Origin of the sequence: Pseudomonas sp. GM55 (assembly GCF_000282395.1) — a bacterium.
Classification (GTDB): Bacteria; Pseudomonadota; Gammaproteobacteria; order Pseudomonadales; family Pseudomonadaceae; genus Aquipseudomonas; species Aquipseudomonas fluorescens_CC.
On record NZ_AKJJ01000004.1, the window covers coordinates 42093 to 66909 of the forward strand.

General features: G+C 51.8%; 23 protein-coding genes and 2 pseudogenes. 15 read left to right on the forward strand and 10 right to left on the reverse strand.

The window, feature by feature from the left end:
- Positions 1-25: 25 nt before the first annotated feature.
- Entirely contained in the window at positions 26-1036 is a 1011-nt protein-coding gene (locus PMI31_RS01250) for a zinc-dependent alcohol dehydrogenase family protein (protein ID WP_008015700.1), read from the reverse strand.
- 174 nt (positions 1037-1210) lie between these two features.
- Between PMI31_RS01250 and PMI31_RS01255 the strand changes: the two genes are divergently transcribed.
- Positions 1211-2134, forward strand: a complete 924-nt coding sequence (locus PMI31_RS01255) for a LysR family transcriptional regulator (protein ID WP_008015702.1) — start codon at positions 1211-1213, stop codon at positions 2132-2134.
- A 142-nt stretch (positions 2135-2276) separates the two neighbouring features.
- Here the strand turns inward: PMI31_RS01255 and PMI31_RS01260 are convergent, their stop codons facing one another.
- On the reverse strand, positions 2277-3146 hold the full coding sequence (locus tag PMI31_RS01260; protein ID WP_008015703.1) for an AraC family transcriptional regulator: 870 nt from the start codon (positions 3144-3146) through the stop codon (positions 2277-2279).
- Positions 3147-3411: 265 nt separating this feature from the next.
- Between PMI31_RS01260 and PMI31_RS01265 the strand changes: the two are divergent.
- From PMI31_RS01265 to PMI31_RS01315, 12 genes and pseudogenes are all read left to right on the forward strand, one after another.
- Positions 3412-4299: pseudogene (locus PMI31_RS01265) on the forward strand (transketolase family protein); the annotation flags it as partial.
- A gap of 403 nt (positions 4300-4702) precedes the next feature.
- Entirely contained in the window at positions 4703-5035 is a 333-nt protein-coding gene (locus tag PMI31_RS01270) for a carboxymuconolactone decarboxylase family protein (protein WP_008015705.1), read from the forward strand.
- A 70-nt stretch (positions 5036-5105) separates the two neighbouring features.
- A pseudogene (locus tag PMI31_RS01275) lies at positions 5106-5349 on the forward strand (oxidoreductase); the annotation flags it as partial.
- 14 nt (positions 5350-5363) lie between these two features.
- Positions 5364-6707: a 2-hydroxycarboxylate transporter family protein gene (locus PMI31_RS01280; protein WP_008015707.1), complete on the forward strand. Its 1344-nt coding sequence runs from the start codon at positions 5364-5366 to the stop codon at positions 6705-6707.
- Positions 6708-6778: 71 nt separating this feature from the next.
- The gene (locus PMI31_RS31680) at positions 6779-6997 is read left to right on the forward strand and encodes a DsbA family protein (protein WP_081500264.1); all 219 of its coding nucleotides are present in this window, start codon (positions 6779-6781) and stop codon (positions 6995-6997) included.
- Entirely contained in the window at positions 6936-7688 is a 753-nt protein-coding gene (locus tag PMI31_RS01285; RefSeq protein WP_052037635.1) for an alpha/beta hydrolase family protein, read from the forward strand. Before PMI31_RS31680 ends, PMI31_RS01285 begins: the two co-directional genes overlap by 62 nt.
- Positions 7689-7842: 154 nt before the next feature.
- Positions 7843-8475: a response regulator gene (locus PMI31_RS01290; RefSeq protein WP_008015709.1), complete on the forward strand. Its 633-nt coding sequence runs from the start codon at positions 7843-7845 to the stop codon at positions 8473-8475.
- A gap of 295 nt (positions 8476-8770) precedes the next feature.
- Positions 8771-10126 carry a glutathione-disulfide reductase gene (gene gorA, locus PMI31_RS01295; RefSeq protein WP_008015711.1) on the forward strand — a complete coding sequence of 452 codons (1356 nt, stop codon included), beginning with the start codon at positions 8771-8773 and terminating at the stop codon, positions 10124-10126.
- Between the two features lie 514 nt (positions 10127-10640).
- A complete protein-coding gene (locus PMI31_RS01300) occupies positions 10641-12074 on the forward strand; it encodes an NAD-dependent succinate-semialdehyde dehydrogenase (RefSeq protein ID WP_008015712.1) in 1434 nt (477 codons plus the stop codon).
- A gap of 81 nt (positions 12075-12155) precedes the next feature.
- Complete coding sequence (locus PMI31_RS01305; protein ID WP_008015713.1) at positions 12156-12653, forward strand: CMD domain-containing protein; 498 nt, start codon at positions 12156-12158, stop codon at positions 12651-12653.
- On the forward strand, positions 12650-13225 hold the full coding sequence (locus PMI31_RS01310; RefSeq protein ID WP_008015715.1) for a peroxidase-related enzyme: 576 nt from the start codon (positions 12650-12652) through the stop codon (positions 13223-13225). The genes PMI31_RS01305 and PMI31_RS01310 overlap by 4 nt, the downstream gene beginning before the upstream one ends.
- Positions 13226-13513: 288 nt before the next feature.
- On the forward strand, positions 13514-14629 hold the full coding sequence (locus PMI31_RS01315; protein WP_008015716.1) for an AraC family transcriptional regulator: 1116 nt from the start codon (positions 13514-13516) through the stop codon (positions 14627-14629).
- Here the strand turns inward: PMI31_RS01315 and PMI31_RS01320 are convergent.
- Positions 14626-16224: a phytoene desaturase family protein gene (locus PMI31_RS01320; RefSeq protein WP_008015717.1), complete on the reverse strand. Its 1599-nt coding sequence runs from the start codon at positions 16222-16224 to the stop codon at positions 14626-14628. The genes PMI31_RS01315 and PMI31_RS01320 overlap by 4 nt on opposite strands.
- 290 nt (positions 16225-16514) lie before the next feature.
- Here PMI31_RS01320 and PMI31_RS01325 point away from each other — a divergent pair, with 290 nt between their 5' ends.
- The gene (locus PMI31_RS01325) at positions 16515-17393 is read left to right on the forward strand and encodes a TauD/TfdA dioxygenase family protein (protein ID WP_008015718.1); all 879 of its coding nucleotides are present in this window, start codon (positions 16515-16517) and stop codon (positions 17391-17393) included.
- Positions 17394-17418: 25 nt separating this feature from the next.
- Positions 17419-17733: an EthD family reductase gene (locus PMI31_RS01330; protein WP_008015719.1), complete on the forward strand. Its 315-nt coding sequence runs from the start codon at positions 17419-17421 to the stop codon at positions 17731-17733.
- A gap of 101 nt (positions 17734-17834) precedes the next feature.
- Here the strand turns inward: PMI31_RS01330 and PMI31_RS29590 are convergent, their stop codons facing one another.
- From PMI31_RS29590 to PMI31_RS01350, 7 genes are all read right to left on the reverse strand, one after another.
- Positions 17835-18974: a PLP-dependent cysteine synthase family protein gene (locus tag PMI31_RS29590; RefSeq protein WP_008015720.1), complete on the reverse strand. Its 1140-nt coding sequence runs from the start codon at positions 18972-18974 to the stop codon at positions 17835-17837.
- 31 nt (positions 18975-19005) lie between these two features.
- Positions 19006-19383, reverse strand: coding sequence for a Rid family detoxifying hydrolase (locus tag PMI31_RS29595; protein WP_081500263.1), 378 nt, complete (start codon positions 19381-19383; stop codon positions 19006-19008).
- 102 nt (positions 19384-19485) lie between these two features.
- Complete coding sequence (locus PMI31_RS01335) at positions 19486-20988, reverse strand: FAD-dependent oxidoreductase (RefSeq protein WP_008015721.1); 1503 nt, start codon at positions 20986-20988, stop codon at positions 19486-19488.
- A 278-nt stretch (positions 20989-21266) separates the two neighbouring features.
- The gene (locus tag PMI31_RS29600; protein WP_238539261.1) at positions 21267-22577 is read right to left on the reverse strand and encodes an NAD(P)/FAD-dependent oxidoreductase; all 1311 of its coding nucleotides are present in this window, start codon (positions 22575-22577) and stop codon (positions 21267-21269) included.
- A gap of 70 nt (positions 22578-22647) precedes the next feature.
- Entirely contained in the window at positions 22648-23313 is a 666-nt protein-coding gene (locus PMI31_RS01340) for an amino acid ABC transporter permease (RefSeq protein ID WP_008015723.1), read from the reverse strand.
- Between the two features lie 10 nt (positions 23314-23323).
- Positions 23324-23992: an amino acid ABC transporter permease gene (locus PMI31_RS01345; RefSeq protein WP_008015724.1), complete on the reverse strand. Its 669-nt coding sequence runs from the start codon at positions 23990-23992 to the stop codon at positions 23324-23326.
- Complete coding sequence (locus PMI31_RS01350; protein WP_008015725.1) at positions 23976-24779, reverse strand: amino acid ABC transporter ATP-binding protein; 804 nt, start codon at positions 24777-24779, stop codon at positions 23976-23978. Before PMI31_RS01350 ends, PMI31_RS01345 begins: the two co-directional genes overlap by 17 nt.
- Positions 24780-24817: the final 38 nt, after the last annotated feature.

The window sequence follows — 24817 nt, forward strand, 5'->3', positions numbered from 1 at the left end:
GCGCCAAATTGGCGCCTTAACGTTATTAAGCGATTTTGATCACAACCTTTCCAAATGCTCCCCTCGCGAGATGCTCGTAAGCTTCTCGTGCTTTCTCGAACGGATATACCTGATCGATCACGGGACGGATCTTGTGTTCGTTGAGGAAAGCGTTCATCCGGTCGAATGATGAGCGCGGCGCCACGGCGATACCGCGAATGGTCGTCTGGCGGAAAATGAGTGGCATCAGATTGAGTTCAACAGTTTGCCCTGTCAGAAAGCCGATCTGCGCAATACGTCCCGATGCCTTGGTTGCTGCGACCGATTGATTGATGCCGCTGCCGCCGGCCACATCGAGTAGCAGATCCACGCCCTTGCCTTCGGTCAGCTTCAGCACTTCGTCCGCCCATTTCGGAGTCGTCCTGTAGTTAATGCCCGCCAGGGCCCCCAGCCCCTTCACGGTTTGCAGATTCTGGTCGCTACTCGACGTTGCGATGACCTTAGCGCCAAGCGCAGTCGCGATCTGCACGGCGAATATCGACACACCTCCAGTGCCTTGAACCAATACGGTTTGGCCCGGCTGGATTTGTCCAAAGTCCACCAGCGAATACCAGGCCGTCAGCGCAGCAATAGGAAGTGTTGCCGCCTCTTCGTCGCTCATGTTGTCGGGTGCACCGACGGCGCTGTCTTCATGGATGATCATGTATTCGGCCAAACCGCCGGGCAACGGCGAACCGAAGCAGTAATCGGGTTCGTTCGGCCCCGGCTCGCCATCTAGCCAACGTGAGTAAAGATGCGAGTTGACGCGATCACCGACTTTGAAACGCGTGACGTTGTCACCGACAGCTACTACCGTTCCGGCGGCATCGCTCACCGGTATCAGTGGTTTGGGCACCATGTGCGGCTCATAAATGCCGTCGACGATTGCCTTGTCGCGAAAGTTGAGCGAGACAGCACCGACCTTGACCAGCAACTCGCCAGCCTTTGGTTGCGGGGTCGCTACCTCTCCCAATTGCAGGTTGTCGAGTCCGAAATCTTTCAATAACCAAGCTTTCATTGCGAATCTCCAAATACACGTCGATGGCCTCGAACCAGAGCCGGTTCTGCCTTGGGTGCATCTTTCACTTTTGACGGTGCGCAATAAATGCGTGGAAAAAGACATGATTGTTCTATTCTTGGATAACAATCATGTTCAACTTCGTGAGTCAGGCGGGGTTCATAGGAAAGCGTCATGGAATTACTTCAATCGATGCGACTGTTCGCCAGACTTGCCGAACTCGGCAGCTTTACCAAAGCCGCCGAATCGCTGGACATCGGGCGACCTCAGGTCACTCGGTATATCCAGGAGTTGGAGACGTCATTGGGCGTGCGCCTGTTCCAGCGCACCACGAGAAAGGTGGCACTCACCGCCGAGGGCGAGAGGTTCTATGAGCGGGTACAGGAAATTCTGGCGGGTATTTCTGCTGCGACCTCGATGTTCGACCGATCCGGAGCTACGCTCGCAGGCCGACTTCGCGTCGACATCCCGACCGCTTTCGCGCAAATGGAATTCATCAAAAGCCTTAAAGAATTCACCGCCTCCTACCCTGGTATCAACATGGTTCTGGGCGTGACTGACCGGGCCGTCGACCTGATCGGTGAAGGCATCGACTGTGCGTTGCGTATCGGCGACCTACCGGATTCGACCTTGATCGCTCGTCCTATCGCGATGGCGACCATGGTGACGTGTGCAGCGCCCGAGTATTTGCACGAGCATGGCGAACCCGAAACACTCGACGATCTGGCCTCCCATCGTGGCGTCAACTTCTTGTCCGGTCAGAGCAACAGGACATTGCCTTGGCATTTCTCGGTAAAAGGTCAGGATCGAGCGTTTGTGAGTAACGCCGGCATCACCGTCACCGAGTCGAATGCGTACGTTCAGTGCGGCGTGTCGGGCTTCGGAATAATCCAGGCACCTGGGATCACCGTGGCCGAGCATTTGGACAGTCGCGGTTTGGTGGAAATTCTAAAGCCCTATCGGCCAGCCCCTCGCCCTGTGTCGTTGCTATACCCAAGCCGGACGCACCTGGCGCCACAGGTTCAAGTTTTTATTGAGTGGCTGCAAGAGCGTTTTCCGCAACTTCATTCTGACTGGCTGGAACCTAGCGATCATTGAACCGGTTTCGTAAACGGCCGTTCTGGGTCGATTGCAACCCTTCGTGACAGGCAGTAAACGGCCAATAGCTGCCCCTTGGCGAGAGGCAGCTTACAACGATGAACTCAAGGACGATCGTTTCAAACCAGTAGCGACCTGTGCGCTATTGCAAAGGCACATAAATATCGGTCTGCCATTGATCCTGCGGTGTCTCGGGGAAAATGCTTAGATAATCGAAGAACAGCGGCTGGTCTCGAAGCTCCTCGCCACTGGTAGGGAGCCAGTCGCGATAGATCGGATAGATCGATTCGCCGATGTGATCCGTCGAGCCCACGTGACGCACCACGACGCAGCGCCCGCCAGGGATAACCCTCTCGGTTACGCCGAACTCATTCGCTGCTACCGCCTCGTGAATCTCGCCGCAAATTGCAAACCGGAACTCTTCGGCCGGGGTCGTATCGGGGTTGCCGAAAGGAATACCAAAGCTGCGACTTGATGCCACCGGCGACTGTCCGCTCTGCATGCGCCACTCGATAAATTTACGGACACTCTCATTAATGAGCCCGGGCGCTCCGCAATGCTCTAATGCTGCAACCCTGACTTCGTGAAACTCCACAATTCGTATCTGCATGATGATGCTCCTGGAAAAATGAGGGATGGTGAACACCGCACTCCAGACCTGCCAATTCGGCTGCTTCCTGAATGCACTCGGCGTCGTACCGAACGCCCGTCTGAACGCCCTGGAAAATGCTTCGGGGCTTTCGAAACCCGCACCAAAAGCGGCGTCCAGCACCGAGTAATCCGCGAGGGAGGACAAGCAATGCGCCGCGCGTCGTAGTCGCATCAGTTGTACATAACGTGAAACAGGCACGCCCACGAACGCGGTGAATTGTCGATGGAAGTGAAACACCGAAAAATTCGCGACTTGGCTCAACATCCTCACAGACAAGTCACCTTCGAGATTGGCGTCAATGTAGGCGAGTACCAGGTCGAAGCGTTTTGTGTAGGCGGCGTTGATCAGCAAGTCAGACACTGGATGGAGGCTCCGGAAAATACGCTAGGCAATAGAGTCGACTATACCGGCGTACCCGCGCCTAGCCGTGTTTGCTCAGGTCGCGATTGAATTGCCTGTTCGACGTGGCCGCCTTGGATGCACCGTCTTGAAGGCTACCGGGCCGCTCATCTGAGCCTCCGATTGTAAATCCTGTACGACCGACAGCTTTGGGTTGTGGATTCAACTGCCCTTCTCGACTGTCAGCAATCGGCCAGAAACGTACGCTCAGCGTTGGTAGGCGCACCTAACCGCGCTAGCGGATCAGCGTTCAGACATCATGGGTATGTCCGCCGACTTGTCCAAATACACCGATCTGCACATTTTCGCCAAGGCCCACCCGGATCGTTTCTATCAGATGGGCATGGCCGAACAGTTGCTCATGAGTGCTGCAGCAGGGATGGCACGTGAAGGTTTTGTGCCGTTCGCCACGACCTACGCCGTGTTCGCCTCGCGCCGTGCCTATGACTTCATTTGCATGGCGATTGCCGAGGAAAACCTCAACGTCAAAATCGTCTGCGGCCTGCCCGGCCTGACCACTGGCTACGGCCCAAGCCACCAGGCCACGGATGACCTGGCGATCTTCCGTGCCATGCCCAACCTGATGATTGTCGATCCGTGTGATGCACTGGAAATCGAACAGGCGGTGCCCGCTATCGCGGCGCATCAAGGGCCGGTCTACATGCGGCTGTTGCGCGGAAATGTGCCGCTGGTGCTGGACGAGTACGGCTACAAATTCGAGATCGGCGAGGCCAAAACCCTGCGCACCGGTAACGATGTGTTGATCATCTCCACCGGCTTGATGACGATGCGCGCACTGGAAGCGGCCAAAGAGCTACAAGCGGACGGAGTTGATGTCGCTGTACTGCACGTACCGACGATCAAACCACTGGATGAGCAAACCATTCTCGCTGAAGCGAGGAAGTCCGGTCGCTTGGTCGTTACCGCAGAAAACCACTCGATTATCGGTGGATTGGGTGAAGCCGTTGCAACGGTCTTGCTACGTAACGGCGTAACACCAACCTTCAGGCAAATCGCGTTGCCCGATGCTTTCCTAGATGCTGGCGCCTTACCTAAGCTGCATGATCGTTACGGAATTTCGACTCAGGCGGTCTGCGCCCAGATCAAAGCATGACTTTGATCTGGGCCTAAAGAGAAGAGCCTAAGCATCGGCTTAGCTGTTAAGAGCGATGAACAAGGGCGTCTTTCGACGCCCTGACTTGTTAAGCGGTCTTGATTACTAACTTCTCCAATGCATCTTTGGTGAGATGCTCATAAGCTTGACCAGGCGGATTTAAGAGAGGCGAACCTCGAGGACATTGGGCAAAGCCAATATCCGAGCGACAAGATTCCACCAAATTCTCCTACCGCTACTGAATTGTCACGCCCATTCCCTCCCCCTTCGCAATGCCCTCACTACACATACGATCAAGTCGGCTGTCGCGCCCCCTTGAAAGCCTACCAACTAGATGGTAGATTCTATCGGATTCACATCTCCTCCCGTAAACCTACAGGGCGCCCCGCCCAGGTGAGTCCCCATGCAAGATTGGAAGCAAACTCGAAAAGACATCAGCGCCCGCCTAGTACAGCTGAATGGCCTGTCCCCAGAGACCATGAAAGGTATGGCTTCTCTAGGGAGCGCCGGCGCAAAAACAAACCACCTCGATGCTAAAACTCGTGAACTGATTTCGCTCGCCGTAGCGGTGACCACCCGCTGTGATGGCTGCATCGCTTTCCACGCTGCTGAGGCCAAAAAGCTTGGTGTAACTACTGAAGAGGTTGCTGAAGCATTGGGTGTAGCAATCAACATGAACGCCGGTGCTGCATTGGTCTACAGCACTCACGTTTTGGATGCGTTCGACAAACCTTAATGCAGGGCATTGCGGGAATATCAGAACTAATTGCTGCCATCCGCCCAGCCAATAAACTGCGAGACTTTTCATGAATGAGCTTTTCACGCCTACGATCTGTGCTGAACGCTATTAGCCAACCGTGTCGTTTTAGCCCACATGACTCGCACTCGAACGCTGAAAAACAATTCAAATGAACTTATCGCTCTCTACTACGCGCAGCAAGCGTCTGCCGGTCTGATCACAGAAGGACTGGAGGCCCGTGGCTATTTGTATACCCCGGGTATTTACACTGCGGAACAGGTTGAGGCTGGCGCCAAGTCAGTGATGCTGTATGAGGAATAGCGACATGAACAAGTCTTATGAGCAGTCCCTGAAAATCGATGCTCCCCGTGATGGCGGGTTGCGTCAACTGCGTAGCCTGTGCGGTTACGAAATAGGGGTAATCCCACTCCCAATTTTTCTCGGCATCGCCGTAATCGTATATCTCTCGGCACACTTGGGTTTTTTGCCTAATAACATGATCGGTGGCCTCGCCGTCATCATGACGATGGGTATGTTCTTCGGCCAACTGGGTTCGCGTCTTCCGATTCTGAAGGAAATCGGAGGAGGAGCCATTCTGTGCTTGATGCTGCCATCGATTTTGGTGTTCTACGGCTTCTTCGGGCCAGCCACGATTGACGCTACAAAAATGCTGATGAAAGAAGCCAACTTTTTGTACTTCGTGATTGCCAGCCTGGTAGTCGGCAGTATTCTCGGGATGAGCCGATTTATTTTGATTCAGGGCATGATGAGGATGTTCATACCTCTTCTCGTCGGAACCCTGGCTGCCGTGGCAAGCGGACTCATTGTGGGAAAACTCGTCGGCTATAGTTTCTACCACACCTTCTTCTTTATCATTGTTCCCATTATTGGCGGGGGTATTGGTGAGGGAATCCTGCCTTTATCGCTTGCTTACTCAGCTATTCTCGGCGGTACGCCGGATATCTACGTTGCTAAATTGGTGCCTGCCGCTGTAGTCGGCAACATCGCGGCGATTATCTGTGCCGGCTACTTGGCCCGGCTGGCGCTAAAACGCCCGCATCTCAATGGCGAGGGTTCATTGATCCGTGCCAAAGACGAGAATGATAAATTCCAAGCCAGGGAAGATAACGGCTCGACTATCGATTTCAGAGTGATAGGTGCAGGCATTCTGGTCATCTGTGCATTCTTCGTCCTTGGCGGCCTGCTTGAAAAAGTCTTGGGGATTCCTGGCCCTGTCCTGATGATCTTGGCCGCTGTACTTTTTAAGTACGTTCGCGTTCTGCCGGAAAAACTGGAGAAAGGCACAAGCGCTTTCTACAAGCTGATTTCTTCCGCCTTCATTTGGCCGGTAATGATCGGCTTGGGCATGTTGTATGTCCCTCTCGATAGCGTCGTAAAAGTCTTTTCTATCAGTTATGTCCTAGTCTGCGTATCCGTCGTTGCCTCAATGGCCATCGCAGGTTTTTTCATTGGCAACCTGATGAAAATGTACCCCATCGAATCAGCCATCGTGACCTGCTGCCACAGCGGCCTTGGCGGTACCGGGGATGTTGCGATCCTCTCAGCCTCCAATCGTATGTCGCTGATGCCATTCGCTCAGATCTCCACCCGCCTCGGCGGCGCTTCGACGGTGATCATTGCTAGTATTCTTTTGCGTATTTTTGCTTGATGCCGAGTGCAGGACACTCATCATCAACCCCTCAATAAACCCAATGGTTTTCACTTTCTAGTGAACACTATCTGAGGTCAGATTTTGTCTGCCCTTGGTGCTGGATTGCCAAACGGCGCTTTAAAGCAGCCCTTGAGCAGTTTGAGCACAAACATCTGGTAGAGATAAAGCTGCGGGCCTACCGGCACGCACCAGGCCAGGTATCAGAGCCGTTCAAGGAAATTCATGATGAGCAAACAAAAGATAACGTTCCGAAACGCCCAGGGTATAAGCCTGTCAGGTCTGCTTGAGACACCGGAGGCGCCCAAAGCCTATGCATTGTTCGCCCACTGCTTCACCTGTGGGAAGGATATTAAAGCTGCCGCGAGAATTGCTAAGGCGCTAGTCGACAATAATATCGCTGTACTGCGATTTGATTTCACAGGTCTAGGCAGCAGTGAAGGAGACTTCTCCAACAGCAATTTTTCCTCCAACGTTGCCGACTTGGTAGCGGCGGCGGAGTTTTTGCGTGATACATACCAGGCTCCATCCATCTTGATTGGCCATAGTTTGGGCGGAGCCGCAGTCATAGCAGCGGCGAAGTACATCCCAGAGGCAAAAGGCGTGGTGACAATAGGTGCCCCCGCTGACGCGACCCATGTCCTGAAGCAGTTCAAAGGTCACGTAGAAGCGATCAGAGACATTGGTGAATACAAAGTAATGCTGGCAGGAAGAGAGTTTACTATAAAAAGGCAGTTTCTCGATGATATTGAAACCCAACAGCAGGATACAAATATCGCTAACCTACGACGCGCATTGCTTATTTTTCATTCCCCAGCAGACAGCGTTGTATCAATAGAGCAAGCCCAGAAAATTTACCTAACAGCTAAACACCCCAAGAGCTTCATTTCACTCGACTCGGCTGACCACTTGCTTACTAATAGTCAGGATGCGGATTATGTTGCGTCATGCATTACTGCCTGGAGCTCTAGGTATCTGTAACCCTAGGCATTGCTTCCCGGCGAAAATGCCATAGCACTTTGGGGGTCAATTTAATATGGCATCAGCACTTGGCCGGAGCGAGCTGGATATCGTGATAAGTATTCCCTGTAAGAAAATCTGACTTTTCCGACATCGATAACAGTTGGCACACTTAATGAACTTACCAACACAAATCCGGCTGGCCTTGGTCGATGATCACACCTTAGTGCGCGATGGGATCAGAGCTCTACTATCCGTCATTCCGACTGTGACCGTGGTTGGTGAGGCTGAAAATGGTGCGGATGCTATGGTGATGGTTGAGCACTGCAATCCTGATCTTCTATTGGTCGACATCAACCTTCCCGACATAAACGGTCTTGAGCTGACGCGAAAAATACGTGACAGGTTCCCCACCCTGAAGGTGCTCGTGCTCAGCATGTATGATAGTAAAGAGTATGTAAGTGAATCCCTACGCTCCGGTGCGAGTGGCTATGTATTGAAAAACGCACCCTCAAGAGAGATTGTCGCTGCGATTGAAGCAATTAAAAACGGAGGTACTTTCTACAGTGCTGAAATCGCACAAAAGCTGCTTCTTGATGATAGTATTATCAACGAGCTAACGCCCCGGGAAAACCAAGTTTTATATAAAATGACTCAAGGGCTGAACAACAAGGAAATGGCACGAGAATTGAACATCAGTGTCAGGACTGTAGAAACCCATCGCTTGAGCATTCGACGCAAAACCAATATCGACAAACCTGCTGCGTTGGTAAAGTATGCAATAGACCATGGAATAATTCCGAGATAGGGAATTTAGCCAGTGGTCGTGGCGTGTCATTCAATTCATGTTTATAACAGTGCCCCCATCGGAACTGTATCGCCCATCCGCGACAGAAGTTGCCTAACGTGCCCACAAGATGTGGGCGTCATAGTCAGCGCGCCCTTGCAACCCTACCAATCGGATGGTAGATTCTGATCACCCTCTAGAAATGACTAAGAAAAACTATAGGGCCTGTGCTCGATGAGTTGCAGACTTCCTACGACAGTCCGGCACGCTATTAGCCAACCGCTCTTATGCTGGGTGCCTGCCGAGGAGATTGAAAATGCCCTACGATTTTGACCTTTACGTGATTGGTGCCGGTTCCGGAGGCGTGCGGGCTGCGCGTTTCTCCGCCGGTTTTGGCGCGAAAGTGGCTGTGGCCGAGAGCCGCTATCTGGGCGGTACATGTGTGAACGTTGGCTGCGTGCCGAAAAAGTTGCTGGTCTACGGCGCGCACTTCGCCGAAGACTTCGGGCAGTCGCAAGGTTTTGGCTGGACGCCGGGCGAGGCGAAGTTTGACTGGGCGAAGCTGATTGCCAACAAAGATCGTGAGATCAATCGACTGAACGGCATCTACCGCAATTTGCTGGTCAACAGCGGCGTGACCTTGCATGAAGGCCACGCCAAGATCATCGACCCGCACACGGTCGAGATCAATGGTGAGCGTCACACCGCCAAGAACATTCTGATCACTACCGGTGGCTGGCCACAAAGTCCGGAGATTCCGGGTCATGAGCATGCGATCAGTTCCAATCAGGCATTCTTCCTCAAAGAACTGCCGAAGCGTGTTCTGGTGGTGGGTGGTGGTTACATTGCGGTGGAGTTCGCCGGGATCTTCCACGGGTTGGGCGCCGAGACTACGCTGCTATATCGCGGCGATTTGTTCCTGCGCGGCTTTGACGGTGCAGTGCGCAAACATTTGCAGGAAGAGCTGACCAAGCGCGGCATGAACCTGCAGTTCAATGCCGACATCGAGCGCATCGACAAGCAAGCCGATGGCAGCCTGAAAGCAACCCTCAAGGATGGTCGTCAGCTTGAGGCGGACTGCGTGCTCTACGCTACCGGTCGACGTCCGATGCTCGACAACCTAGGACTGGAAAACACTGGGGTCAAACTCGACAAGAAAGGTTTTGTCGAGGTCGACGAAATGTATCAAACCGCTGAACCGTCGATCCTGGCCCTGGGCGATGTGATTGGTCGGGTGCAGCTCACTCCGGTCGCTCTGGCGGAAGGCATGGCCGTAGCGCGGCGTTTGTTCAAGCCCGAGCAATACCGCCCGGTGGACTACAAGATGATCCCGACCGCCGTGTTCAGCTTGCCGAACATCGGCACTGTCGGGTTGACCGAAGAGGAGGCGCGAGAAGTCGGACACGAGGTGGTGATATTCGAAAGCCGTTTCCGGCCGATGAAGCTGACCCTGACCGAATGTCAGGAGCGTACCTTGATGAAGCTGGTAGTAGATGCCAAAACCGACAAGGTTCTCGGTTGTCACATGGTTGGCCCGGATGCCGGGGAAATCGTTCAGGGGCTGGCGATTGCCTTGAAGGCAGGCGCGACCAAGCGCGTTTTCGACGAAACCATCGCCGTGCATCCGACGTCCGCCGAAGAGTTCGTTACCATGCGCACGTCGGTAGCCTAGACGATTCCGACAGCGGTACTCCGGCGCACGCGGAGTTTCGAGGTAAGGCTAGTTTTTTTGGTTTTCGGGTTGCTCTGAAATCAAAAGCTAGCCGCGACTGACGTCGCAAAAAAACGATCTCCCCTGCCCTGCGGGCAAAGCCGTCCACCGTCATTCCCTGCCATTCACTCTAATCAGAAAAAATCGCTCATCCGATAGGTGGCTTTATCCAGCCAAGTTGGATCGATATACCCATGGATCACCTCGGAACGACTACAGTCAGAAACTCCCATGTAGTAGGCGCGCAACCGTACCGGAGGCATCGATTAAATAATTTTTTTACAGACAGCATAATTATTGGAAGTAAATTCTAAATTCGCGCCTTTTCTTGAAAAATACGGAAAATTTTTCGTTGGGAGATGCCCTATATTTTATTGAAGCCCATGTGTCGTTGATAGCTTGTAACTGAGCACCACAATGAGTTTTTAGCCAAGCCGTGGGACGTTGAAACCATTAGCAACTATGAGAGGTGATCATGGAACAAATACCATTGTTTATTGGCGGTGTATGGCGTAACACGCATCCCACTGAATCGATCCCCGTAATCAATCCGGCAACTGAAGAGCAGATCGGACTCATTGCGAAAGCTAGCTTGGCTGACATAGAAGACGCGGCAATCGCTGCGGAAAAAGGTTTTGCCACCTGGAAACAAGTCTCTGCGCTCGATCGCGCAACGATTATGCACAAAGCGGCAAACCTGATTCGTGAGCGCGCAGAAAATATCGCCCTCACCCTCACCGCTGAGCACGGAAAGCCCTTGGCCGAGGCGATGGGTGAAGTCGCTGCAACTGCAGACACCATCGATTGGCATGCTGAAGAAGGCAGACGCGCGTATGGGCGTGTCATCCCCTCGCGCGCATTAGGAATTCATCAGTTTGCCTTGATGGAGCCTATCGGGCCTGTAGTGGGATTTGCGCCATGGAATTTTCCGCTCATTCAAGCGGTGAAAAAGGTCGCTGGTGCGCTGGCCGCCGGCTGTTCGATCATTTTAAAAGGCGCAACCGAGGCACCTACGTGTGCTGTTGAGCTTGTGAAAGCATTCGCTGACGCTGGCGTTTCTCCAGGAGCCGTAAACCTACTGTTTGGCGACTCGAGCCAGATTTCTGAGTATTTGATTGCTCATCCTTCCATCCGGAAAGTGACCTTCACCGGATCAACACCAGTGGGCAAAAAGCTTGCAAGCCTCGCAGGGCTGCATATGAAGCGATCCACAATGGAGCTGGGTGGCCATGCGCCGGTAATCGTTATGGACGACGCGGACATCGCAACCGCAGTCAAGATTTCTGTCGCCGCTAAATATCGAAATGCGGGCCAGGTCTGTGTCTCCCCGACTCGCTTCATTGTTCACTCAAAAGTGTTCGACGAGTTTGTTTCCCGTTTCGTGGAAGGCGCACGCGCAATCAAGGTGGGCGACGGTCTTGATCCGACGGTAACAATGGGCCCAATGGCTCACCTGGGCCGGCTTAAGGCAACAGAGGAACTCGTGGCGGATGCGGTATCCCATGGAGCGAAGCTGGAGACTGGCGGCAACCGCGTAGGCGACAAGGGTTATTTCTTCGAACCCACCGTTCTCACCAATGTACCGGTGACCGCTCGCGCCATGGTTGAAGAACCGTTCGGGCCGATTGCGTTGATCAATTCTTTTGACGACATCGATGAAGCCATCAAGGAAGCCAACAGACTGCCATACGGCCTCTCTGCCTACGCATACACGCGATCGCTTAGCTCGGCTAATAAGCTGTTTAACGGCATCGAGTCTGGCGCCATCTCGATCAACCATCACAGCGTTGCCCTACCCGAGCACCCGTTTGGCGGCGTAAAAGATTCCGGATACGGAACCGAAGGAGGCCCTGGCGCACTGGATGCTTTCATGACCACGAAGTTCGTTTCGCTTGCGAGCGTTCTTTAACGTTCGGCGAACGTGTTTTTTAGTCGCTATCGAGCACTGCTGCATTCAGGAAATAACGCGTCGCTAACTATTGGAACTCTTATGCTTACTCCGAACATTATCGAGCGTCTTGTCGGCGCAAACGAAAACTCTCCGCTTGCGATGGCCATTGCTGAGCGGGCAGAAATTATGGCGCTGAGTCAAGCGAGCCATGATGCAGTGATCATTCCGAAGGATCCCGGTGGTCTGTCACATGCAGAACGTGCAGCCCTTGCTGAACGAATCGCTCGGTTGAGCAACTCTGAAGAATTGGCTGATCACTACCATGCTTGTCTTGAGACAGCAGGTGGCGAAGAGGGCCTTTATGTTGCCGCCAATCCTCAGCAGTCCGCTTACGGGGATGAACGCTTTATGGCGATCATCCGATTCACGGATCTGGTCACTCAAAAGCCGCGAGAAGCTACAAAGCAAGATATCGATACGTTAAAGGCCGCTGGGATTTCAGAACCGGACATCGTAAGGCTCACTGAAGTCCTCGCTTTCGTGAACTACCAGCTCCGGGTCGTAGCAGGATTCAAAATTGCAGGAGAAATGAAATGAGCCAGGTCGTGCATAATTTCACCGTATCGGTGCCTCATTGGTCGCCGTACATCAAGCCTGTTGAGTTAGAAAGCGCGAGCCAAGAGCAGCTTGATGCGATGAAAGTGACTCCATCGAGCAAAAAAATCTCGGAGTATGTGCTCACTCTCGCCCATGACCCCGAATCGCTCGCGGTGCGATCCCCTTTGTTCAACGCCATTATGTATGGCCGCGCCGGCTTGCCCCCAGCTGAGCGTGAACTTGGGGCGATTGGTTCTTCAATTGTTAATCGATGCGTCTACTGCGCTGCAGTACACGGCGCCCGATACAATCAGCTGACTAAAAGTACAGAGCTGGTCGCAAAAATCTTTGCAGACGAAACCGAAGCACAATTGGATGATCGCTCTCAGGCGTTGTTTGACTTTGCGGTTGAGTTGGCCAAGTCACCCCCAATGCTGAATACACGGCATGCCGATGCCTTGAAAGAACTCGGCTTTGACACGCTTGGGGTTGTCGACCTCGTGCTGGCCACAGCCATCTTCGGTTGGGCAAATCGCCTGATGCATGTTTTAGGTGAACCCGTAAAAATCTGATCAGACGCTCCATTGAAGTGATATCAAAATAGCGGGCAGCCCCAAACTGCCCGTTCATCAAAATGACCGTTTTCTATAGCAGCATTTCCGCATCCTCTGACTTCCCCCTACTCGTATCTCGAAGCGAAATCGACGCTGCCGGCCAGGCCTTGGAATATCCCTATCAGACGTGCTACACAGTCTGTCGTAATACTTCGCTGCCCCTGAGCAATCGATTTGCAACGCAGCGCCAAGTAAGGGTCTCACCTCTTTCCAAGCAAGCATTGCGTGGCAGCTAACGGACATACAATGACCCGACCTCTCACCGTCAGTGCCACTTGGCTTGTAGGCGTCATCGAGGAACTGACTCGGCAAGGTATCGAGCCTTCCCGTTTGGGCGCTCCCTGGACTCAACAGTGGGACGACGTGGCGCCTACGCGGCAGCTGCAACTCGTGCAAGTTAGGAGGCTTTGGCAGCGCGCGATGCAACTCTCCCAGGATCCGCTGCTCGGCTTGAAGGTTGGCGTAGCACTGCCACTGCAATCGATGAACGTCGTAGCACTGGTGTTGATGCACAGTAGCTCATTGCGCCACGCGCTCGCTCATACGGTCAGGCTGCAGCAGTTAGTTAGCAACTCTGGTCGTTTTTCAGTTGAACCTGTTTCCAACAATGGTGTTCAGCTGGTTTACCACGTAACACCCAGCCCGGTTGCCATGCATCCGGCCCAGATAGATTCGCTGTTTGCCGCGTACATGCGCCTTCTCTATAACTGTATGCCGACTGATCGAAGGCCAACCAGAATTGAGCTACCTGGTACTGACGTGTGTTTAGCCGACCGCTATCAAGTCTATTTTGAATGTCCGGTCATTCTCGGAGTGGAGCACGCTCGTGTTGTATTTGGCGCTGAACTGCTGGACGCACCTTGGCAGGCTGCTGATCCAACACTGCTTCGCATCGTACTCGGTCGCGCGGAGACGATGCTTAAAACCCAGGGTCGCTCCGACACGCTCGTTGATTACGTGACAGCAGCCATCGCAGCGCAGGGATTTTCGGAAGCGAATTGCGACAGCGTAGCGCGCTCGCTGGATCTCAGCAGGCGTACTCTTCAGCGTCGATTGGCTGAGCGCGGCTCATCCTTCCGCCAATTACTGGAAGCGGTACGTATGAGCGAGGCATTGGAAGGCCTCGCTGATCCCAATCTGCCGCTTGTGATGCTGGCAGAACGGCTGGGCTATGCAGAGCCCAGCGCTTTTTCGCATGCTGTGCGAGGTCATTTCGGTAAAGCACCTAGTGCGCTGCGCCATGAATTAGCAAGCAGCTTCTCTGCAGGAGGAAAGGCCCTTGCAATCAACAGTTCTGAGAGTTCTGACCACCAAAGGGCGCCTTGTAAGACCGATTCGACCCGGTGTGAACTTGAGGGCTAAAGCTCTCGGAAAAGATCACGTTCAAGAACGGCGCTCGCTGCGACCAGCCCACTGACCATCGCGCCACTGACTCCGGCAGCGGTCACATCCTGTCCGCCGAAGAACAGACCTTTAACAGGGCCGTGCGCGCGCATCCAACGCTGTGCAAAACGAAGCGGCGTTTGCTCATACCCCATGAAATTGCCGTGGCTACGGTTTAGAAAGTGATTGAAGGTTAGAGGTGTAGCCAACTCGGCATGAGCAATGCGTCCGCCGATTTGAGGATAATGTTTTAAGGCCACGGCCAAGAGGTTTTCTCTAAGGCTTGCTGTCATGTCCTCGTACTCTGCACCTCGGTGCTTCCACTTCGTGCCAGTGAAACGCTCGAACACCGACCAATCAGTCAGGCCGCAGACGTCCATCGTGCTCTGCTTAGGGTGACGGTCGACCCAACTCGGATCCCGCAGTGATGGATGGGCAATGAAATGAAGGGGCATGGGCTGTCCCTCTGGATCAGCTTTATACCGAGAGAGATTCGCTGGTAGATCGTTGCTTGGGTGCACCCAAAGATTGGCTGGATGAATGTTCAGATCTGCGTTTGCGATGTCGATGCCAAGGTTAAGCACAGCAAAACATTGAGTTGTACCAATGCTCTTAGTCGCCTCGCCCAATGGCTGCGCCAGTTCTGGACTTGCATGAGCCAGCAGCGGTACGGTTTGAGAAATACCAATCGCACTGACGACTCTGTCCGCGAGAATTAGGCTTCCGTCAGCGGTTTTTACACCTACCACGCAACCATCACACATCTCGATGCTCACAACCTCAGCAGTAACAAGGCAAGCTCCTCCTGCAGCACGTACAGTGTCGGCCATTGCTGTGGCGATGCGTTGCGAACCGCCAACGGGGTAGCTCGCACCATCGATGTAATGGCCGAAAACCATGGCATGGATCGCAAAAGAGGCCTCAGCAGGGGAATTGCAGTAGTCGCCGTAGTTCCCACACCAGACTGCCTTAAGGTCAGCGTTGTCAGTCAATTCGTCCAAAACACCCTGCACTGTGCGCTGTGCAAGTGGCATGAATGCAGTCTGAGCCTTGGTGAACGCTGCCTCAGACGCTGAACGTGGCAACGCCCGCTCTCCGAAGAAGCATTTCGCAGCCCGGCTTGCTTCACCCACTAGCTCTACGTAACGATCGATCGCGCGCGCATCCTTCGGAAAGTAGTCCTTGAGTCGATCCTTGTAGGCTTCTGCGCCGGCCATATGATCGTAGCTATTGGCACCTACGATAATGCGATTGTAGTTTTCGGGCATGGGCGCCCATTCAAGTTGACTACCTGAGACTTTGTCGAAAAGGCGATAGAGGCCACTCGTTTTGCGGTGTACCTCGCCCATATAGTGCAGGCCTACGTCCCACTCGAAGCCCTGGCGTTTGAAGGATTGCAAACAACCACCCAACACCGCGTGGCGTTCGAGCACCAAAACGCGCTGTCCTTCGAGCGCCAACAATGCGGCTGTGCTTAGGCCGCCTGCGCCAGAACCTATGACAATCGTGTCGAACCTGCTGTCTAGCTCGCCACGAGCCAACGCGCGTTTAAAACTCAGATCGTAATCGCTCATCGTTCGTCCCTTCCCTGCCCTTTCCGGGATTTTTATTGATCACTGCTGCGCAATCGCTACGCAGCCTGGCTGAGTGTGGGTACGTGGGGAATCGGCGTGAATGGCACCACACGCCAAAGATTTGTTTCGACACGACAATTTAAAAGGTGGGAACACCAACCGCCCAAGGTATTGGCATCCCAAATCAATTCTCTGTCGCACGGTAGCAACGACAGCAGAGGACTGGCATCGGAGAATCCCTCCACGGTCTTCCTGTGATTTATTTATAAAAACGAGAGAAAGGGACTGCGATGATGGACAGCAACTTTAGGCATATTCAGGTGGAACCCGAGGCTCAGGGTTTTGGAGCTAGGATTACTGGTATCTCGATTGATAAGCCACTCACGGCAGCTGTACTAAGAGAGGTGAAGGAAGCGTGGGCTAGGCACTCGGTGATTTTCTTCCCGGATCAGCCTCTTTCCCACACACAACTGGAGGCGTTCACGCTTCAGTTTGGTGAGTTCGGCGTAGACCCATATATCGTCCCGATGGAGGCTCATCCGCACATTCTCGAACTCAGACGCGAGGCTGATGAAAAGGCAGTTAACTTTGGTGCACAGTGGCACTCAGACTGGAGCTTTCAGGAACAGCCGCCAGCGGGAACCATCCTACATTCCAAGATCACTCCGCCCGTGGGCGGCGATACGCTATTTGCCGACGGCTATCGTGCCTACGATGATCTTTCTGAGACCATGAAGGAACTCATCAATCATCTCGTCGCGATACATTCTGCGAGCATGCCCTATGGCAAAAATGGCCTGTTCGCAAAAGAGACAGAAGCACGCTCAATGAAGATAGTGGTCAGTGAAGACGCCGACAAAACCTGGCCACACCCGCTGGTTCGTGTACATCCCGTAACGGGTCGCAAATCCCTCTATGTGAGCCCTGTCTACACGCAGGGTATTCAGGGTTTGACTCATGGAGAATCAACGTCGCTGCTGAGTTATTTGTATCAGCACATGGTGCAGGACACATATATCTACCGTCACCGATGGGCGCCGAACATGCTTACTCTGTGGGACAACCGCTGCACGCTTCACAATGCAGAGGGTGGCTACGACGGCCACCTACGCCTCATGCATCGAACAACCATCTCAGGCGAACGCCCTGTTGGTGTTGCCGCCGTTTAATCAATAAACCAGGGAAATACACCCAATGATTGACGTAAGCATTCTGTACCCGAATGAAGCTGGCGCAACCTTCGACTTCGATTACTATCGTGAGCACCATATGACGATGATTCAGCAGAAGATGGCCGGGGCCTGCAGTCACTTCACTATTGAAAAAGGCCTTCAAGGCCCAGTGCCTGGAAGCGCTCCAACCTACATTGCGATAGGTCATCTCTTCTTCGAATCACTCGACGCGTTCACCTCCGCATTCGGGCCGCATGCCAAGGCTATCGGAGCGGACATCGCCAATTACACCAGTCTCAAGCCCATCATTCAGATCAGCGAAGTGATCGTCGGCTGATCCCCAAGAAATCGATTGGCGCGCACCGAAAGGCACCTGCTTTTAAGAACCAGGTGCCTAATCATTTAAAGATTGCATAAGAGCCATAAAATTATTAATAACTAACAATGAGCCACAACACTACTGCCGCATATATTTTTACAAAGACTGATCAGTGACACATCCGAACTCTTTCCATCGAGAAACAAATTCAAATATTTCTCATAAGGCCTTATGTCAATATTGGCTTCTTTAAGCCAATCAGCATCGTAATATGTAGAGGCATAACGATCTCCCGAATCGCAAATTACCGACACTATCGAACCTGTCTGTTTCTGTGAGCGCATTTGCTCCGCAATACAACAAACACCAAAGAAATTCGTTCCCGTAGAACCACCAACACGGCGCGATAACCGCTCTGAAAGAACGTGCATGGCAGCAAGTGAAGCGGCGTCTGGAATCTTGATCATGTGATCGATGACATCAGGGATGAACGAAGGCTCTACCCTAGGCCGACCAATACCTTCGATGCGAGACGGAGTCGCACAAGTGCTCGCCTTATCCCCAGTATCGTAGGATTCGTAGAAAGCGGAGTGTTCAACGTCAACTACACAAAGTCGAGTATTCAGATGCTTATACTTGATATACCTTCCGATTGTGGCTGATGTTCCTCCAGTGCCGGCACTCATAACCACCCAAGCTGGTTCAGGATCTTGCTCCATTGCCATTTGCGAAAATATACTTTCGGCAATGTTATTATTGCCGCGCCAGTCAGTAGCGCGCTCTGCATTTGTAAACTGATCTAAATAATGACCACCCGTTTCACGAGCAAGTTGCTCGGCGACCGTATAAATAGCCCCAGGATTGTCAACAAAATGACATGCCCCCCCTAATCGATTGATAGCATCGATTTTCTGGCAACTGGTGGAACGTTGCATTACTGCAGTAAAGGGCAGATTTAGGAGCTTAGCGAAATACGCCTCACTGACAGCTGTTGAACCAGAAGATGCCTCGACTAATAAAGTACCTTTCTTTATCCAGCCATTGCAGATGCCATACAGGAAAAGCGATCGTGCCAAGCGGTGCTTCAGACTGCCTGTAGGGTGAGTAGACTCATCTTTCAGATAAATCGATATCCCAGGTAGCCCATTAAAATCAAAAGGAATCAGATGTGTATCGGCAGAGCGATTAGCATCCCCCTGCAACACGCCGATCGCCCAGCGAGTCCACTCTTTATCCTGATTTCCGAGATTAAGATTCATAAATATCCTGTTTTGGCCACTAATTCAACATTCAGTCCAATGCGACAATTGCGTCTACTGCGACGAGGGCTCCTTTCGGAAGTGCGGAAACCTCGAACGTGGCTCGAGCGGGGAACGGTGAAGAGAAATAGGACGCATACACTTCATTCAACCTGGCGAAATCACCTAAGTTCGTAACCATTATTGTTGTTTTTATAGTCTTTGAAATATCAGTACCTGCTGCTCCAGCAATCGCTGAAATATTACTGAGGCACTGTTTCATTTGAAGCATGGCATCTTCCGCCACTAGCTCTCCCTTGGAAGGGTCGATACCTAGTTGTCCAGAAACAAACAGATACTCGCCATGGCATACTGCTTGCGAATATGGGCCGACGGCAGCAGGCGCTAACAAAGTTGAAATATTTTTCATAAAAATACCCTACCCTTTTTAGAATATTAAAATCCACAGCTTCGATATTAATAAAGGTACCGATTGCCGATACCTTTCATGAGCCGAACAACGACACTTAACTCAATCAGCGAAAACTTTGCTTTTTTGAGTTGAATTATTGAAGGGAACGGCCCCTACTATTTCAAGCTCAGCATAATCGGTAAATTTATTATAAATTTCTTCAGCATCCTCAAGATATAGCGATTTGGTGATACCACGCACCGCACGAGGAACCGAATATCTAAAGCCGCTGATAGCGGAGCCGGAAAGCCCCATACTGACGAGCGCGCTGTAGGTAAAATTGAATATCTTCGAAATGTAGGGGGCTTCCCCAGACCTTTTCTCGACGAACTCAAAATTCTCACCCAAGTAGGGATGACTGGAAATTTGAGCATCTTCCTCCCCATGAACCGGGCTATATTTGTCCTGCCAAAGTGCTATGTCATTGGCAATGCTTGAAAGCTCCGGACGTAGAGAAAAATCATTCACAAAACCAACGGCGACTATCAAGTAGTCCACTTTGAGCCTGTCTCCAGACGCAAGGGTTACCTCAATTTGTTCTTTTCCGCCATCAACTACAAGTTTTACCCCTTCCCAAGCGGCATTGGTACGAACACTCGCACCTTCTAAACCTGACAAACGATTGTAGGCGTCCTGCGGAGCAGGAATGTTGTATCTGAACATATGCCGCATGTATTTCCACTTCAGGCAATCGTCCATATCAGCGTAATGATTAAGAAACCCTGCTTTTGCCATCCAAATCTGAGGATTAATACGCTGGATATCCTTGCGACGAATACAAACAGTCGCTTCTAACGCTCCCGCCTCAAGCGCGGTCGAAGCGTTATCAAATGCAGATGCGCCTGCACCGAGAACAGCTATCTTCTTCCCTACAAGCTTGGAAAAATCAATATGCTCTCCTGAAGAAGCATATCGATCTTTGGGCAATGCCGATGAGATGAACTTGGGTACATGCCACGCCCCGCTGCCATCAACGCCCGTCGCAACAACCACTCTGCGAGCATAAACAACGTCGCGAGACAATATTTCCTCTCGACCGTCAAATCTGTTCAGCTCTAGTCGAAACAGTTTGTCTTCTGGAATAACGTTGGAGACACCAGTAAGATTCTCGACTGGAATTTTCAGCGTATCACGACACCATGTAAGATACTCTTGCCAGTCCCCTTTCGGAATTTTGATCAGCTCTTCCCAAGCCTCTTCACCGTATTTGGCTGTGTACCAGGCTTGAGGTGCAAGACTGGTTAAGGACGCATCAATACCTGGCAAATGCTTTACGGTACGCAAAGTGCGCATCCGCGCCGTATTGTTCCACGGGCCTTCCAGTCCCTTAGGCTGCTGATCAAAAACAATGATGTTATCAACCCGTTCGCGCAAAAGACCCGCCGCAATTGCCAGCCCGCCCTGGCCTCCCCCAATGATCGCCACGTCATAGACATGCTTGCCGCTAGGGTGCGTCTTGGGCAGCACCCAAGGGTCATGGGGAAAACGTAGAACGTGGAGATCGGCCTGTACCCTGGACGCCAATTCATCAAGAGCACTACATTCTGTTGATTTCACACTCATTTTTCTTCACCTATCTACATAGATCCGAAATATAGGTCATCTCGTCGCAACCAGCCCTAGAGGCCACTCATATCGCTATTTCGCTAATCTGGCTCGATGAAGTCAGTGTATTCTTCCTTCACCAAAAGCAGTTTCCAATCTTCACCGATAAAGCTAAGCAAAACCGAATAGACTTCTAAAAAAAGCCAAACCCTTGGAAATATTTTTCAAGTATTAGCTAATGCGTGAACAAAGGTCTCCAACAACACTGCAGAACCCACGAGTTTTTTTCGTCTTGGTTACGTAAAAAGTAACGTATTGCGATAGAAACGAATTCCAGCGTCATACGCTTCTAATGCGATCTCACGCATTGGATATTTCGAAGACGTTCTTAGTGGCAACGGAGTGATTACATCATCGCCGAGTGCGATTTTAGCCAGCATTTTTCCGAAATAGGCATTTGGAGCAATGCCTCGCCCATTACATCCGATGGTTGCAAAGATGCCTGGGCGCGGTTCAACGAGATGCGGCAATCTATCGACCGTTTGGCCAAGTGTGCCCGACCACCGATAACCCCATTTGAATGTAGGCGCGAATGGGTAGACGAACTTCATAGCGCGATTTACCCAATTATCCCCCTCCGAATGAATGGGGAGAAATCCAATAGATCCAACATGTAGTCGACCAACTGGGTCATACCTGAACCACAGCGGTATTTTATGGGTGTCCCACATGGCGATGTAGTGAGGTAAAATTCGCTCTCTCCACTCTGGAGGTAGCGGATCAGCAGTAGCAATACCGAAGGCACCAAGAGGCATTATTTCTTCTTTGAAGCCTGGTACAAGATCATTGCTGTATGCGTTGGTTGAGAGAATGACCTTGTCGGCTTTTATTGTCGTATTGCGGGTGGTAGCGACCCATCCGGTACCTGAAGGTTCCAGGGATGTCACTTTAGACCCGGTAGAAATTCTAAGACCTCTGGCGACTGCGGCTCGCGCTAACCCGCGCACGTAGGCAAGCGGTTGAAGCGTAAAACCGCGATGGTCGATCAGGGCAGCCTTATACCGAGTCGATCCATTCATCTCTTCAAGTTCAGAACCATAAACCATCTGAACATTTGCGCCCAAGGCTTGCCAATCGGAGGCTTGGGCTTCGAGTTCTCTGGTTTTCTGAGGAGAGGTTGAACAGCGTATGATGGGCCTTTCGTCAGCGGCACAGTCAATACCGTAATCGCGTATCAATTGACGGACGACATCAGGGGCGCTGCCCAACTCCTTCAAAAAGAGCTGACCGTAATCTGGGCCTAGCGCACGAAGAATTTGTTCCGGTGAGAGAAACTGACCAGGATTTACCTGCCCTGCGTTCCGTCCGCTAGCACCTGAACCAATTTCTTGGGCTTCAACCAAAATTGTCCTGGCACCGCGTTCTGCACAGTGGAGCCCAGCAGTCACGCCATTGAATCCGCCGCCAATGATCAAGACATCGCAGGATTCTTGCCGCGCCAGAATCACGCTTTCTGGCTTTTCCCCACCGGTCGCAGACCACATTGAATGGTTGATTTCGGATTCTTGTCCGCTAATGAAAGGTCTATCACCATTAAACATAATCATCCTACTTCGCTACGAGCGCTTAAATTATTAACCGTTATCAATCGCTACAAAGAGTTGGCTTTTTGCTTAACTAAATAGCCATGGTATGCAAGATCTTCCGCTCCAGCGCCGTTACAGCGCGAGTAATAGGAAACGCAATTACAAAATAAATTACTGCAGCAGCGGTCAACAGCTCCACCGGATGCCCCGTTCGGTTAGATATGTTTTGACTAACGAACATCAAGTCGGCCATACCCACGGCGGAGACGAGTGCACTCTCCTTAAACAAGCTAGTGCAATTCGATAAAAGCGTGGGAGCCGCTCTGAGGAGCGCCTGCGGAAGAAGAACGTACAATGTATGGACACGGTAAGTCAGTCCGAGAGCAACCCCCGCATCATGTTGTTCTTTGCTAACAAAGCTGAACGATGCACGGAACGTCTCACTAGTTATCGCCGCCATATACAACGTAAGCGCGATGACTCCACAAGTGAGGTTCGAGAGTTCAACACCCAATACCAGAGGCAAGCAGAAAAACATCCAAAACAACTGAATGAGTACTGGAGTGCCGCGAAACAGCGCCACATATACGGTACTAACCCCATATATAATTTTGTTTTTTGAGCTGCGAGCTATGGCCACGATAAAGCCTAAAGCGCAACCCAAAATCACACAGATTGCTGTAAGCTTCAGAGTTAATAAAAGGCCAAAAAGCAACGCAGCCTTGTAATCGAAGATTACTGAAAAATCTAATTCCATGGCCGCGTCCTCATGAGTTTTCCGCTTTACGGCGGCGCTCTATGTATTCTACGAGCTGAGATATAGGGAACGATATCGCAAAGTATATGAGTGCAATAACCGTGAACACTTCGATAGGACGATAGGTATCGGTGGCCAAAATTTTCCCCATGTACATTAGATCTTGCAATGCGACGATCGCAACGAGTGCGGTTTGCTGAAAGGCGCCAATACCGTTTGCAACTAACACAGGTAGAGCCGAGCGAAATGCTTGAGGTAGCACTACATAGACAGTTCGTTGAAACGGAGAGAGACCCAACGCAATAGTCGCGTCGTACTGATTACTTTGGACTCCCTGGATGGCAGCCCTGTACGCTTCTGCGTTGAACGCTGCGAGATTAAGGCCAATCGCCAAGATCCCCATCGTCAGTGCGTCTATGTAAACATCGAAGATGATTGGTATGCAGTAGAAAAACCACACGATCTGGACAAGCGCAGGAGTACAGCGGAAAAACTCGATGAACAGAGTGAAAGGCCAACGGAGTATCGGATTCGAGCTCATAACCAAGAGCGCAATAACGAAACCCAGAGTCAACCCTATGATGTTCGCCGCCACGGTGAGTTGAAGGGTTACGACTAACCCCTTCAGCAGCGGCCAGAGACCGTTCGCGATAAAGAACAAATCAAATTGATAGTTCACGTCCGACTCCTACAGTCTCGCCAATATGAAAGACTCTCTGTATGAACTCTCTTGTTCGAGCTTCCTTGGGCCTACCCAGTACCTGTTCAGGGGGGCCATCTTCGACCACTACGCCGCCAGCGCAGAAGATCACCCGGGAGGCGATGTTTTTGGCAAAGTGCATATCGTGAGTCACTATCACCATCGGCATGGACTGTTCAGCCAAATGCATAATGACTTGCTCGACTTCAGCGACAAGCTCAGGATCAAGAGCCGACGTAACTTCGTCGAACAGCATCAATTTTGGGTCGAGCATTAAAGCCCTGGCGATGGCCACTCGCTGCTTTTGTCCGCCAGACAGGTGGGCTGGATAGGCTTTTTCCTTTCCTTCCAATCCAAATCTGATCAACAAACCACGTGCTCGCTGTTCTGCCGATTGCCTTGACTCCCCCCGAGCCTTGATCGGCGCAAGTGTCAGATTTTGTAAAATATTCAGGTGCGGGAACAAAGTGTAATGCTGAAAAACCATACCGATATTACGGCGAATATCCTTATCAATTACGGTTCTTCCGAACTTATCAGTCGTAATATAGTTTTTACCTTGAAACAGTAATTGACCCTTATCAATATCTTCTAGCCCCATCAACACCCGTAGCAACGTACTTTTTCCGCCACCACTCGGCCCAATCACGACGACACGGTCACCAGGGCACATGCTAATGTCCAAACCTTGCAGCACAGGTTTTACGCCGCCTGCGTAGCTCTTGTGCAGCCCCTTCATTTCTACGAGATAGTTTGCATTTGCCATTAGCTTCTACTCCAAATTCAGACAGCCACTACCACTCA